Source organism: Pseudomonas sp. GW822-FHT01E03 (assembly GCF_058802985.1).
In genome coordinates, this window is record NZ_JBXAOQ010000005.1 from 277,402 (window position 1) to 292,533 (window position 15,132).

The 15,132-nt window shown below is 61.3% G+C and carries 4 protein-coding genes; 1 reads left to right on the forward strand and 3 read right to left on the reverse strand.

What is annotated here, in order from left to right:
• Positions 1-17: 17 nt before the first annotated feature.
• The 3 genes from AC1RP7_RS12575 to AC1RP7_RS12585 are packed head-to-tail and all read right to left on the reverse strand — an operon-like array spanning position 18 to position 4,431.
• Positions 18-1,346 (reverse strand): TolC family outer membrane protein, encoded by a 1,329-nt coding sequence (locus AC1RP7_RS12575; RefSeq protein WP_429521645.1) that lies wholly within the window; start codon positions 1,344-1,346, stop codon positions 18-20.
• A 1-nt stretch (position 1,347) separates the two neighbouring features.
• Positions 1,348-2,688 carry an HlyD family type I secretion periplasmic adaptor subunit gene (locus AC1RP7_RS12580; protein ID WP_218496157.1) on the reverse strand — a complete coding sequence of 447 codons (1,341 nt, stop codon included), beginning with the start codon at positions 2,686-2,688 and terminating at the stop codon, positions 1,348-1,350.
• Between the two features lie 6 nt (positions 2,689-2,694).
• A complete protein-coding gene (locus AC1RP7_RS12585; RefSeq protein WP_090456696.1) occupies positions 2,695-4,431 on the reverse strand; it encodes a type I secretion system permease/ATPase in 1,737 nt (578 codons plus the stop codon).
• Between the two features lie 670 nt (positions 4,432-5,101).
• Between AC1RP7_RS12585 and AC1RP7_RS12590 the strand changes: the two genes are divergently transcribed.
• Positions 5,102-15,132 (forward strand): peroxidase family protein (locus AC1RP7_RS12590; protein ID WP_493183987.1); only part of this gene is annotated, 10,031 nt, incomplete at its 3' end.

The window sequence follows — 15,132 nt, forward strand, 5'->3', positions numbered from 1 at the left end:
CGACCGGCAGGTGAGCGTCAGTTGGTGACCAGCAGTTCCGGGCCGAGGTAGTTGTTGATCTGGTCGATATCGTCGTCGCCCAGGCTGCCCACCGAGGAGGCCAGGCGCAGGCGCGACATCAAATAGCGCAACTTGGCCTCGAACAGATCGTGGCGCGCAACGAAAAGCAGCTCTTCGGCATTGAGGACGTCCGAGTTGGTGCTGGTGCCGCCTTCCTTGAAGCCCTTGCGTGACGATGCCAGTGAGCGTTCGTTGGACGCTACTGCCTTCTCCAGCGCGCGAATGCGTCTGGCACCGCTCAGAATGCCTTGAAACTCACGGGTGGTTCCGGTGATGACTTCCTGTCGCGCAGCGTCGAGTTCATCCAGGGCCTTGTCGCTGTTGGCGCTGGCCTGGCGTGTCAGAGCGCTGACGCCGCCACCGCTGAACAGCGGGAAATTGACTTCCAGTCCGATCGAACCGTAGCGGTTGCGTTGATTCAGCTCGGAGAGTGATTGGCTCTCACCCGCGGTGTAGCCGGCGATGAAATCCAGTGTCGGCCAGTGGCCGGCCCTGGCGCGCTTCACTTCTTCTTCGGCGAGGTCACGGCTATAGCGGCGTGCATGGATCAGCGGGCTATCGGTCTGGGCTTTGACCAACCAGTCCTGCAGGTTGCTTGGCAGTAGTGGTGGTGTATCGAAGCTCGGACGCAAGGTGGTCAGCGAATCGGGGGTTTCACCGATGTATTCCTCGAGCTTGCGGCGCGCGTTGACCAGGTTGTCCTGCGCTTCGATCAGTTCGGCTTCGGCGAGGTCACGGCGGGCGGTCGACTCGTCGACGTCGGTGACGGTGCCGGCCCCCAGTTCCAGGCGCCGTTTCGCCGAGGCGAGTTGTTCGTCGAAGGCGTTCAGCTTGGACTTGGCCAGGGTGATGGTTTCGCTGGCCAGGAGCACATCGAAATAGCTTTCGGCCAAGCGCACCGCGGCGTCCTGGCTCTTGGCATCGAATACCGCATTGCTGTAGTCGGCACGTTGTTGACCCTGGCGGTACTCGGCCATCTTCTGTTTGTTGAACAGCGGCTGGCGCAGGCGCACGTTGGCGCCCTTGGAGTCGTAATGGAGATCTCTGTCGATGTTGTTCTGGCTTTGAGTACCATTGACCTTGTTGTTGTAGGCCGAGGCGTTGACCTGCGGTAACAGGCCGGCCTTGCCGATGGCGCGATTTTCCCCGCCGGCCTTTTTTTCATTCACGGCGGCCTGGTAGATCGGGCCCTGGAACTGCAACAGGTCCCAGGCTTGCTTGAGGTCCATGGCGCTGGCCGGCAAGGCCAGCCCCAGCAGGCAGAAGAGCAGGCAATGACGGTCCATTTCATTGTTCCTTGAATGAGCTGTCCACACGTTCGAGCATTGGTTTAAGAAGATAGCTCATCATGTTGCGTTCGCCGGTCTTGATGGTGACGCTGGCGGGCATGCCGGGGCGAATGTGATTGCTGCCAAGCAGGCTCATGCCATCGGGGGTGACTTCCACCTGGGCCAGATAGAACGGCTGCTTGCTTTCCTCGTCCATCAGGCGGTCGGCGGAGATAGTCATCACGCGTCCGGGGATGTTAGGCGTCTGGGCATGGTTGAAGGCCGGGAAGGAAATGTCCACGGGCAGGCCGGGGACCATCTTGTCGATGGCCTGCACGGGAATCATCGCGTCGACCTGCAACGGTTCGTTGAGCGGAACGATTTCCATGATCTTGAAGCCGGGCTGAATGATCCCGCCGACGGTGGCGATACTCAGGGCCTGGACCATGCCGTCGATCGGCGAACGAATCACCGTGTGCGTCACTTCATAGTCGAGGGCGCGCAAGCGGTCGGCCAGGGTGGTGTTTTCCTTGGCGGTTTCCGTCAACTGCGATTCGACTTCCTTCAGGTAATCGTGCTGGCGCTGCAGGATGCGCAGCTTGATTTCGGTGGTCTGGCTACGCACCCGGGCAATGTTGTTGAGGTTCTCGGCCTGGCCGGCGGAGAGGTCGGCATTGCTGCGCTCCAGCTCAAGCAGGCGGTTGCGCGGCACATAGCCTTCGGCCGACAGCACGCGGGTGCCTTGCAGTTCCTGGTTGAGGAAACTGATCTGCGAGGCACGGGCGCTATAGACCTGCTGCAGGCCCTTGAGCTGCACTGCCGACGCCGCCAGGTTTTCCTTCAGGATGCTGATTTCGCCAGCGAGACCGGCGCGCCGTGTATCGAGCAGGCGCTGTTGCAGGTCCATGGCGGCTTCCAGGCGTTGGTCACCCTTGAAGCGCTTGAGCAGTTCGGGATCGAAGTTCACCACTTCGCGGTTGTCACGTTCCGCTTCCAGACGGTTTTCCACCGTCTTGCTGACGATGTACTGGGCGCTGACCGCCCCCTGTTCGGCAAGGGCACGCAACGAGTCGAGGCGGACCACCTCCTGACCCTTTGTTACCAGATCGCCTTCGCGAACGAGAATGGCCTCCACGGTGCCGCCGCTCAGATGCTGCACGGCTTTGCGATTACTGGTGACTTTGACCGTGCCTGTCGCTACCACGCCGGCATCCAGCGGCGCCAGCCAGGACCACAGGAGGAAGCCGCCGAAACCGGCGAGCACCAGCCACACGCCCCAGCGCGCGGGTTTACCGACGTCCAGATCTACCACGCTCCTGGGATCGGCTTGAATCATCTCGGTGTGTTGGCTCAGTTGCATGATCGGTCACTCCCGTGCTTTGACGGAGGCCAATGGAGTCGACGCGCTTGCAGGGATCACACTGGCCTTGCGCAGCGCTGCGAATACTTCATCGCGCGTGCCGAGCATCTGCACGCCGCCGTCGCGCAGCATCAGTACCTTATCGACGGCACAGAGTACGTTGGGACGGTGAGAAATCAGAATGACGGTGGCGCCACGACCCTTGAGTTCGGCCAGGGCATCGACCAAGGCCTTTTCGCCGACGTCGTCGAGGTTGGCGTTCGGTTCGTCCAGCACGATCAGATTGGGCTCGCCATACAGCGCGCGGGCCAAGGCGATGCGCTGCTTCTGGCCACCGGATAGCGGGCTGCCATCGGTGCCCAGGCGGGTGTCATAACCCTGCGGAAAACGCAGGATCATCTCGTGCACACCAGTGATCTTGGCGGCGCGGATGACCGCTTCGCTGTCCACTTCGCCAAAGCGCGCAATGTTGTCGGCGATATTGCCCTCGAACAGTTCCACGTCCTGTGGCAGGTAGCCGAGCCAGGGGCCAAGCTCGCCCTTGTTCCAGGTGAATATGTCCGCACCGTCCAGGCGCACCTTGCCGGCCTGCGTCGGCCAGACGCCAACCAGCAGGCGGGCGAGGGTGGATTTGCCCGAGGCGGATGGGCCGATAACGCCGAGGCTTTCACCGGGGACAAGGCTGAAACTCACTCCGCGCAGAATCGTGTTGGGAGTACCCGGAGCACCTGCATACACATTCTCCACCGCCAGCATGCCCATTGGTCGTTGCAGCGACATGCTCGGTGGCCGGCGCGGAAAGTCTTGCAGCATCTCGTTGAGCCGGCCCCAGGCCGAGCGGCAGCCGAGCAGTTGCTTCCACGACGCGATGACCTGTTCCACCGGGCCCAGCGCACGACCGGTGAGGATCGAGCAGGCAATCATCATCCCCGGGGTGATCTTGCCTTCGATCGCCAGCAGCGCGCCGGCGCCGAGGATCAGTGACTGCAACGTGATCCGCACGAAGCGCCCGGTGCTGCTGATCAAGGCGGCGCGGTCTGAGGCCAGGGTCTGCATTTCCAGAATGCGCAAATGGCTTTGGAACCAGCGCTTGCTGATCGACGGCAGCATGCCCATGGCCTCGATGACCTCGGCGTTGCGCAGGTTGTTGTTGGCGTACTGGCTGGAGGAGAGGGCGGCCTGATTGGCTTCGGCCAGCGGCTTCTGCGTCGCCTTTTCAGTGAGCCAGGCCAGGGCCACCAGAATCAGCGAGCCGATCAGCGTGATCAGTCCGAGTATCGGGTGAATCAAATAGGCGACCAGCAGGTAGATCGGCGTCCACGGTGCATCGAAGAAAGCGAACAGGGAGTTGCCGGTGACGAACTGACGAACCTGGGAGAGATCTTGCAGGGCCTGGGCCGGGTTACCTCCGGCGCGGTTCAGGTTGCGCTCGAATGCAGCGGTGAAAATGCGTCGGTTGAGGTCCATGTCGAGGCAGTTACCGACCCGGATCAGTACACGGGTGCGGACCATTTCCAGCGTGGACATCAGCAAGAACAAACCTACTACCAGAACAGTCAGCATTGTCAGCGTCGTGACGTTGCGACTGACCAGGGCTCGATCGTAAACCTGCAGCATATAAATAGCTGGCGTCAACATCATGACGTTTATGACGCCGCTGAACCCTGCCAGCAAATAAAAGCTGCGGCGCAGACGAAAGAGCGCGTCGGCCAGTTCTGAACGGATGCTCGACTGCTTGGGCATTTTGATCCTCCCACTGCGAAAAGCCGATTGCCCTTGGCGCGCAACAGCTAACAGTAAATGTAGTCCCGTAAACAGCTTATGGACACGCAGGCTGGTCGCTCTATAGATGGCGAGTCTTCCGAAATCGCTGCGTTGCTCCCTTATGCAGCAGCGTAGGTGGCGCTGAATCACTCCGAAATAACATTTCGCTCTATACCAGCACACAACTTTCTATATGTCCTTAAAAAACAGCTAGTTGTGATGCCTGCCACCAGTCGTCTGTTTTAACGACGTAATATTGACAAAGTTTTGCTATGGAACTTTAGTCTTAGTTATCGGGGGGCCCGCCCGCCTGAAGCCTGTCATCGTTTTGGCAACGCAGGGCGCAGTGATTTCCCGGGAGGAGCAGAACCATGTCGATCATTTCGTTGTTTTGCAGAGGGAAGGGGCTGTCCAGGACGTTCGCCTTCACTTCCAGATTCCATGGCCCGCCCAGGGCTCGAATCCGCTCTGCCTGATCGCCCGGCGAGCAATTCATATCGCGAATTCCAGGCGCGAATCCCGGGTCCCGGGTAACGCCAGCTCTCGCAAAAAAACATAACCAACAAACTGCGCAAGCCATCACTTGACTTGGCGCGGGAGGATTTTCTCGTCCCGCGCCTTTAACCAGACAGATCGAGGGCAATCCAAAATGGCCAATTTCAACAAGTCGGACCTGGAATTCATCCTCAAGCAAATCTTTATCGCCGAGGCGAATGCCGCCGGCACCAGCCTCATTGATTTGCTTCCCAATACCCAGGTGCCGTTCGGCCTGCGTACCGTCGATGGCAGCTTCAACAACCTGGTCACCGGCCAGAGTGATTTTGGCGCCGCGGACGCTGACTTCCCACGCCTGCTCGATCCTTCCTTTCTATCGGCGCAGTACGCCGGAACAGGGACGGTGATCGACCCGCAACCACGGATTATCAGTAACCTGGTCGTCGACCAGACCGCCAACAACCCGGCGGCCTATGCCTCAGCGTTCGACCCGGGCCTGGACGGTGTACTCAACTTCGGCACGGTGGGTAATGACGACGTACTCAAGGATGGCGTACAGATAGTCACCAGCCCCGGACTGGATGGCGTGTTCGGAACGGCCGATGACAAGGACGTGTTCTTCATGCCCAACGTGTCGCCGGACGTCGGCCTGACCGCCAGCTTCAACTCGTGGATGACCTTCTTCGGCCAGTTCTTCGATCACGGTCTCGACCTGGTCACCAAGAGCACTACCGACGTCGTGTTCATTCCGCTGCAGGCGGACGATCCGTTGTTCGTCCCGGGCAGCCTGACCAACTTCATGGTGCTGTCACGCGCAGTGCATACCGCCGGCGCGGACGGAGTAGTCGGCACGGCCGATGATGGCCAGACCAACACCACCTCGCCGTTCGTCGACCAAAGCCAGACCTACGCCTCGCACCCTTCGCATCAGGTGTTCCTGCGCGAGTACGTCATCAACGCGGCGGGCGATCCTGTTGCAACGGGGCGCTTGATTACCAACCGCGACCTCGGCCCGGATGGCCGGTTCGGCACGGCCGATGATGGCGACGGCGAAAATGGCGGCATGGCGACCTGGGCAGTGGTCAAGGCCCAGGCCCGTGACATTCTGGGCATCAACCTGACCGACGCCGATGTGCACAACGTGCCATTGCTGGCAACCGATGCGTACGGCAACTTCATCCGCGGGCCGAACGGCATGCCACAGGTGGTGATTCGCGTCAGTAACGGTGCTGACGGCATCGCCGGGACGGCTGATGACGTCACTCAACTGGTCGAAGGCAACCTGGCAGCTCCCATCAGTCTGGCCAATGCCGTGAGCACCGGGCATGGTTTCCTCGACGACATCGCCCACAATGCCGCGCCGGTCGTCGTCGGCGGGGTTCTGCAGGCGGATGCCGACATCGCTATCGGCAATGCGCAGCCCGTTGGCCCTGGCGGCAACAACCTGACCTATGACAACGAACTGCTCGACGCCCACTATATTGCCGGCGACGGCCGGGTCAACGAGAACATTGGCCTGACCACCGTGCACCATGTGTTCCACTCCGAGCACAACCGTCTGGTTCAGCAATCGAAGGACACCATCATTGCCGCAGGCGATCTGGCCTTCCTCAATGAGTGGCTGGTGGACGACGTGGCCGCGATACCGACTACACCCGCCGAGATTGCGGCGTTGGTGTGGGACGGCGAACGCCTGTTCCAGGCCGCCAAGTTCGGCACCGAAATGCAGTACCAACACCTGGTGTTCGAAGAGTTCGGGCGGACCATTCAGCCACAGATCGACGAGTTCCTCGCGCCCACCGGCTATGACACCTCGATCAACCCGGCAATCCTCGCCGAGTTCGCCCACGTGGTGTATCGCTTCGGTCACTCGATGTTGACCGAGACCGTCGATCGCTTCGACCCCGCGTTCAATCCGCTGCTCACTGACCCCACCAACCCGGACTCGCAACTGGGTCTGATCGCGGCCTTCCTCAACCCGCTGGCGTTCGCCAGCAGCGGGGTGACTGCGGACGAGGCGGCAGGGGCAATCATTCGCGGTGTTACCCGCCAGGTCGGCAACGAGATCGATGAGTTCGTCACCGAAGCGTTGCGCAACAACCTGCTCGGTCTGCCGCTCGATTTGCCGGCCCTGAACCTGGCACGTGGTCGCGACACGGGCATCCCCACCTTGAATGAGGCGCGTCGCGAGTTTTACGCATCCACCGGCGACACCCAACTCAAGCCGTACATCAGTTGGGCTGATCTGGCAGACAGCCTCAAGCACCCCGAGTCGCTGGTCAACTTCATCGCGGCCTATGGCACGCATAGCACGATCACGGCGGCGACCACGCTGGCAGACAAACGCGCTGCAGCCTTTGCGCTGGTATTCAACGGTGCGGGTTCGCCGGCTGACCGCCTGGACTTCCTCAACAGCACCGGTGCCTACGCCAACGTAACCCAGGCCGGCGCGGATGGGGTACTGGGTACTGCCGATGACCTGACCGGTGTGACGATCACGGGCGTCGACGACATCGACTTCTGGGTCGGTGGCCTCGCCGAACAGAAGATGCCGTTCGGCGGCATGCTCGGCTCGACGTTCAACTTTGTGTTTGAAACCCAGATGGAGGCGTTGCAGAACGGCGACCGCTTCTACTACCTGGCGCGTACCGCGGGCCTGAACTTCGGCTCCGAGTTGGAAAACAACTCCTTTGCCAAGCTGATCATGCTCAACACCGATGTCACCCACCTGTCGAACACCGTGTTCCTGACGCCGACGTTCACCCTTGAGGTGGATCAGACCGCCCAGTTCACTGGCCTTGGCGTGGATGGCCGCGCCGATCCGACCGGCGGTATCATGATCAACGGCGTGGAAGTCGTGTCGCTGGTGATTCGCGACAACCCTGACACCGTGGGTCCGGACACCAATTATCTGCAGTACACCGGTGAAGACCATATCGTCATGGGCGGCACTGCCGGCAATGACATCATCATTTCCGGTGAGGGCGATGACACCCTTTACGGCGACGGCGGCAACGACCGCCTTGAAGGCGGTGCCGGGAACGATGCGGTACTGGGCGGCGCGGGTGATGACATCATCAGCGATTCGTTCGGCGACAACCGTCTGGAAGGCAATGACGGTAACGATGTGATCATCGCTGGCAGCATGCTTGCCGGAGGCAACCTGATCCTGGGTGGCGATGGCCAGGACTTCATCATCACCACGGAAGACATCTCCCTGACCTTTGGCGGGCAGGGTGACGACTTCATACTCGGTGCCAAGACCAACCTGCCACCTATGGGTGGCGAAGGTGATGACTGGATCGAGAAGGGCACCCAGGACGGTGCGCCTGGCGATAACGCCTCGCCGTTGCTCAATGACGATGTGATCGGCAACGACATCTTTATCGGTGGCGGTGGCTTCGACGAAATGATCGGCGAGGGTGGCGATGACATCTTTGTGGGCAGCGATGCCCAGGACAAGATGGAAGGCATGTCCGGTTTCGACTGGGTGACCTACAAAAATGACAGGATCGGCGTGACCGCTGACCTGACCATGGCCGCGCTGGCGCAACCGCATGGCAATACACCCAACCAGAATGCCGGCATATTCAATCCGGTGGGCGCCTCGCCGGCCTCGATTCTCGACCGTTTTGCCGAGGTCGAGGGTTTGTCCGGTTCGAGTTTCGGCGATGTGCTCAGGGGCGATAATGTCGATGCCGACACGATCATCAACCACGGTGGTACCACGGGCAGTGCGCTGACCAATGTCGCATTGATCCGCGGTCTGGACCAGTTCCTGGCCGATGCCGGTCTGCCGGTCACGGGCTTTGCCACTGGCAACATCATCCTCGGCGGTGATGGCAGCGACCTGATCGAGGGCCGCGGTGGCGATGACCTGATCGACGGCGACAAATGGATCAACGTCAGGATTGCCGTTTATGACCCGGCAGACGTCAACCATACCGGCCCAGAGATCGCCAGCTTCGACAGCATGGTCGATATGATCCCGTTGATGCTGGATGGCACCATCAACCCTGGTCAGCTCAAGGCCGTGCGGGAAGTCATGCCCGGCACCTCGACGGGCGGGGCAGCCTTCGATACCGCCATTTTCTCCGGGCTTGAGGCCGAGTATGCGGTGACTGTCGACGACCGTGGCACGGCCGATATCACGGACGATGTCTGGACAGTGGCCGATAGCGTAGCGGGTCGCGACGGCACCGATACCCTGCTGCATATCGAACGCCTGCAGTTCGCCGATAACCAGCAAGTGCTGGTGGCGGGGGAGAATGCCCAACCGGATGGCAATCCAACTGTTGCCGATGGCAACGGCGGTGCGATCACCGTGGGCGATTTACTGACTGTCAGCGTGGCCGGGGTGACCGATGCCGACAACGTCGCGGCGGGTAATCCGCAAGGGTTGATCACCAACTCCTCTGTGTCCTACATCTGGCAATTCGAGGCCGAACCTGGCAGTGGCGTATTCGAGGATATCATCCTGTTGCCGGCTGGCGACCTGGCGTTCCAAAGCGCCGACGGCACCGCGTTCAAGGTCTCTCCTGACCTCGCCGGGTTGTCGTTGCGGGTCAAGGCGATCTATCAGGACGGTCACGGCACCACGGAGATCCTGTTCTCCACGCCGACGGCTGCCATCGTTGCCGGTGCACCGGTTACGCCAACGGCGCAGGTACCTGTAGTCGATGCCACCGCGGGTGGCGCCGGTCTTAACATGGTCCGCTCCGACCTCAACTTCATTCTTGACCAGATCAAGATTGCCGAGGCTGATGCGGCCGGTCAGGACATCCTCTCGCTGCTCCCGAACATCCGCGCGCCGCTGGGCCTGCGTACGGTCGACGGGTCAAGCAACAACCTGATGAACCTCAACGGCATTGACAACACCGAGTTTGGCGCCGCCGATAACCTCTTCCCGCGCGTGGGCGATCCGGTCTTCAATCCGGCGGAAGGGGGAACGTCGTATGCGCAGAACAACGGCATTGTGATCGACTCGCAGCCGCGCACCATCAGTAACCTGATCGTCGATCAGACAGCGAACAACCCGGCGGCCTATGCCACGGCATTCGACCCGGGCCTGGACGGTGTGCTCAACTTCGGCGCGGTGGGTAACGACGATGTGCTCAAGGAAGGTGTACAGATTGTTGCCAGCCCCGGGCTGGATGGACAGTTCGGTACTGGCGACGACCGCGATGTGTACCTGTTCGAGAACACCACGTCGGATGCGGGATTGTCCGCGCCGTTCAACGCCTGGATGACCTTCTTCGGGCAGTTCTTCGATCATGGTCTGGACCTGGTGACCAAAGGTGGTTCGGGCACCGTCTTCATTCCGCTTCAGCCGGATGATCCACTCTTTGTCCCAGGTAGCCTGACGAACTTCATGGTTCTGACCCGCGCGACCAACCAGCCAGGGGCGGATGGCGTTCTTGGCACGGCCGACGACATCCATGAGCACACCAACACCACCTCGCCGTTCGTGGACCAGAACCAGACCTATAGCTCGCACCCGTCGCATCAGGTGTTCCTGCGCGGTTATGAACTTACCGCCAGCGGCCCCGTAGCGACAGGCCGGTTGATCACTAACCGTGACCTGGGGGCGGATGGCACGTTTGGCACCGCTGACGACGTTGAAATCGGTGGTATGGCAACCTGGAAGGTGGTCAAGGCCCAGGCACGCGACGTGCTGGGTATCAATCTGACCGACGCCGATATCGACAGCGGCCCGCTGCTGGCGACTGACGCCTATGGCAATTTCATCAAGGGGCCGAACGGCTTCCCGCAGGTTGTCATTCGGGTCAACAACGGGGCGGATGGCATTGCCGGCACCGCCGATGATGTCACTACGCTTGTCGAAGGCAATCCGGCCAGCCCGGTAAGCCTCGTGAACGCAGTGCGCACCAGCCATGCCTTCCTCAACGACATCGCCCACAACGCCGTGCCGGTCGTTACCGGCGGGGTTCTGCAGGCGGATGCCGACACCCTTGTCGGCAATGCGCAGCCCGTTGGCCCGGGCGGCAACAACCTGACCTATGACAACGAACTGCTCGACGCTCACTACATCGCCGGCGACGGCCGGGTCAACGAAAACATCGGCCTGACTGCGGTGCATGCGATCTTCCACTCCGAGCACAACCGGCTGGTTGCGCAGACCAAGGACACCGTGCTCGATTCGGGTGACGTGGCCTTCCTCAACGAGTGGCTGTTGACTCCGGTGGCCGCGTTGCCAACTACCCAGGCTGAGTTCGATGCGCTGCAGTGGAATGGCGAGCGCTTGTTCCAGGCTGCCAAGTTCGGCACCGAGATGCAGTATCAGCACCTGGTGTTCGAGGAGTTTGCACGGACCATCCAGCCCAACATCGACCTGTTCTTCGCACCGACCCAGGTCTATGACGTCGACCTCGATCCTTCGATCGTCGCCGAGTTCGCCCACACCGTGTACCGGTTTGGCCACTCGATGCTGACCGAGACTGTCGATCGCTACGATATCGACTTCAACGTGATAGGCGATCCGAGCAGCGCCAACCCCGATCAGCAACTGGGCTTGATCGCGGCGTTCCTCAACCCGTTGGCGTTCGCCGCCAGTGGCGTGTCGCCAGAGGATGCGACCAGTGCGATCATCCGTGGGGTGACCCGGCAAGCCGGTAACGAAATCGACGAGTTCGTCACCGAGGCGCTGCGCAATAACCTGCTCGGCCTGCCGCTCGACCTGCCGGCGATCAACATCGCCCGTGGCCGCGACGTGGGGATTCCTTCACTCAACGCGTTCCGCCGCGACATCTACAGCCAAACCGGTGACACCCAACTCAAGCCTTACAACAGCTGGGTCGACCTGGTGCAGCACCTCAAGCATCCGGAGTCGTTGATCAACTTCATCGCGGCCTATGGCACGCATGACACCATCACGGCGGCGACCACGCTGGAAGGCAAACGCGCTGCAGCTATGGCGCTGGTATTCGGTGGTGTGGGGGCGCCGGCTGACCGCCTGGACTTCCTCAACAGCACCGGTGCCTTTGCCAACGTAACGCTGGCCGGCAGCGATGGGGTACTGGGTACTGCCGACGACCTGAGGAACGTGACGATCACTGGCGTCGATGCCATCGATATGTGGATTGGCGGCCTTGCCGAACAGAAAACTCCGTTCGGCGGCATGCTCGGCTCGACCTTCAACTTCGTGTTCGAGAACCAGATGGAAAAACTGCAGGACGGCGACCGCTTCTACTACCTGGAGCGTACCGCTGGCCTGACGATGAATGCGGAACTTGAAAGCAACTCGTTCGCCAAGCTGATCATGGCCAACACCTCGGCCACGCACTTGCCGGGCGTGGTGTTCACGGATCCTGGGTTCTATCTGGAAGTGGACCAGGGCAGGCAGTTCAACGAAGGTCTGCTCGCCGTCGATCCGCTCGGCCCGAATGGCGCGCAGGTGGTGTTCCGCGACAACCCGCTGACCGTGGGGGCGGACACCAACTACATCAAGTACACAGGTGACGAGCACATCGTGCTGGGTGGCACCGAAAACGCAGACATCCTCATCGCCAGTGAAGGCGATGACACGGTCTGGGGTGATGGCGGCAACGATCGCATCGAAGGCGGTGACGGCAACGACCAGTTACGCGGTGGCGCCGGCGACGACATCATCACCGACACCGGCGGCGACGATAACGTCCAGGGTGGCGACGGCAACGACGTGCTGCACGGTGGCAACGGCGTCAACCTGCTCATTGGTGGGTTCGGCAACGACTTCATCATTACCGGTGAGGACGCCTCCGAGGCCATTGGTGGCCAGGGCAACGACTTTATCCTGGGCAGCAAAGCCAACGAACAGGACATGGGTAACGAAGGCGACGACTGGATCGAGAAGGGCACTTCGGACGGTGCACCTGGCGACAACTTCGACCCGCTCGGCAACGACCCGGTAATCGGTCACGATGTCTACATCGGCGGTAGCGAGAACGATAAGTTCAACGGCGAAGGCGGTGACGACATCATGGTCGGCAGTCTCGGCCTCGGTGACCGCTATATCGGCGGCTCGGGCTTTGACTGGGCGACCTTCAAGGGGCTCGCCCAGGGCGTGAGCGTCGATTTCAGCGACCGCTTCTTCGATGTGCCTCCGCAGCCGGGTTCGGGAGCGTCGGCGCTGGTGCGCTTCGACATCATGGAAGGTCTGTCGGGTTCGTCCCACGGTGACTTCCTGCGCGGCGATAGTGAAGATGCGACTTCGCTACCCACCTCGGGAGCAACCGGCAGTGTGCTGACCAACATCAGCCTGATCAACGGCCTGGCGGGTCTGCTGCCAGCGGGAGCTACGTTCTTCGACGGTGGCAACATCATCCTCGGTGGCAGCGGCAGCGACCTCATCGAAGGTCGTGGCGGTGACGACATCATCGATGGTGACAAGTGGCTGAACGTACGCATCAGCGTACGGGCAAACGCTGATGGCACCGGAGCGGAAATCGCCACGTTCGACACCATGGAACCGTTGGTGCCGTTCATGCTCAACGGTACCTACAGCCCGGGCCAGTTGGTCATCGTGCGGGAGATTCTGACCGGCACTGACAACTTCGACACCGCGATGTTCTCCGGTAATGCATCGGAGTACAGCGTCACTGTCGAGGGCAACGCGGTCATCGTGACCGACCTGGTGGCCGGGCGTGATGGCGTCGATCGCCTGACGGGCATCGAGCGTCTGCAGTTCGCTGACCAGTTGCAGGCCTCCGGTGTTGGCGCCGCCTTGAACAGCGCTCCTGTGGGGCGTCTGGCGATCCTCGATGCCACCACCGGTGCGCGTGAAGACACTCCTGTCGCCGGCCAACTGCTGCGCGTCAGCAGTCAGTCGATACGCGACGCGGACAGCGTCAGTGCGGCCAATCCGACCGGCGCGATTACCGGTCCCGTGTCTTACTACTGGCAGGTCGAAACCATTGCCGGTTCGGGCATCTATGAAGACATCACAATTATCGCCGCCGGCGAGGCATCGCGGGTGACGGGCACCACCTATCGGGTGGCGGATGATGTCGCCGGTCTGAACCTGCGCGTTCGCGCGGTGTATCAGGATGGCAATAGTACGCTGGAGTTCGTCGACTCGTCGGCAAACAACACACCGACTGCCGGGCCTGGCATCCTCGGGCTTGCGGTGCAGAACCAGGTGTTGACCGCCGACCCGTCGACCATCGTCGACGTCGATGGCCTCAGCAATCCGCAGTTCACCTTCCAGTGGCAGGAGACCAACGGGGTTACCTTCGTCGACATCGTCGGAGCCACCACCAGCACGCTCACACTTGGTCAAGCCCAGGTAGGCGATCAGGTGCGCGTGGTGGTCAGTTACGTGGATGACTTCGGTGTAGCCGAAAGCGTTGCGTCCGACGCCACGGCTCCGGTGGTCAATGTCAACGATGCACCGACAGGCGCGTTGCTGGTCAGCGATACGACACCGACTCAAGGTCAGGTGCTGACCGCGCTGACGGCCGGGATTGCCGATCCGGACGGGTTGGGCACATTCAGCTACCAATGGCAGCAAGGTGTCGGGACTACCTTCACCAATATCGCCGGCGCGACCGCTGCGACCTTCACCCCGGGTGCGGCGCAAGTCAACCAGCAAATCCGGGTGATTGCACGCTACACCGATGGCTTCGGTACGCTGGAGTCGGTGACCTCTGCGGCGACGGCGCTGGTCGTGCTGCTGGGGGCGGTGCAAACGGGCGACGCCCTGGCGAACAGCCTCGTCGGTACCGCGGGTAGCGATGTGCTGTTTGGCCTGGGCGGGAACGATACGCTCATTGGCCAGGGCGGTGTCGACCAGTTGTTTGGTGGCATCGGCGACGACAATCTCAGTGGCGGAGACGGCAACGACTTCATCAACGGCGAGGACGGTAACGACTTCCTCAATGGCGGTGCGGGTAATGACCAGATGCTGGGCGGAGTCGGCAACGACACCTACCGCGTCGACTCAGCCGGGGACGTGCTGATCGAGCTGACGGGTGAGGGTGCGGATTCCGTACAGACCTCGCTGGCCAGCTTCACACTGGGCGCCAATGTCGAGCATCTGCTCTACCTCGGTGCCGCCAACTTCACCGGCAACGGCAACGCGCTGGGTAACGTCATCACCGGCGGGACGGGTAATGACAGCCTCAACGGCGGTGACGGCAACGACACATTGATGGGTGGTCTGGGCAATGACGTCCTTACTGGCGGTGC

What these genes read in the sequence shown, in the direction of transcription:
- AC1RP7_RS12580 (WP_218496157.1), bottom strand. Translation starts at nt 2,688, where the DNA reads ATGCAACTGAGCCAACACACCGAGATGATTCAAGCCGATCCCAGGAGC.
- AC1RP7_RS12585 (WP_090456696.1), bottom strand. Translation starts at nt 4,431, where the DNA reads ATGCCCAAGCAGTCGAGCATCCGTTCAGAACTGGCCGACGCGCTCTTT.
- AC1RP7_RS12575 (WP_429521645.1), bottom strand. Translation starts at nt 1,346, where the DNA reads ATGGACCGTCATTGCCTGCTCTTCTGCCTGCTGGGGCTGGCCTTGCCG.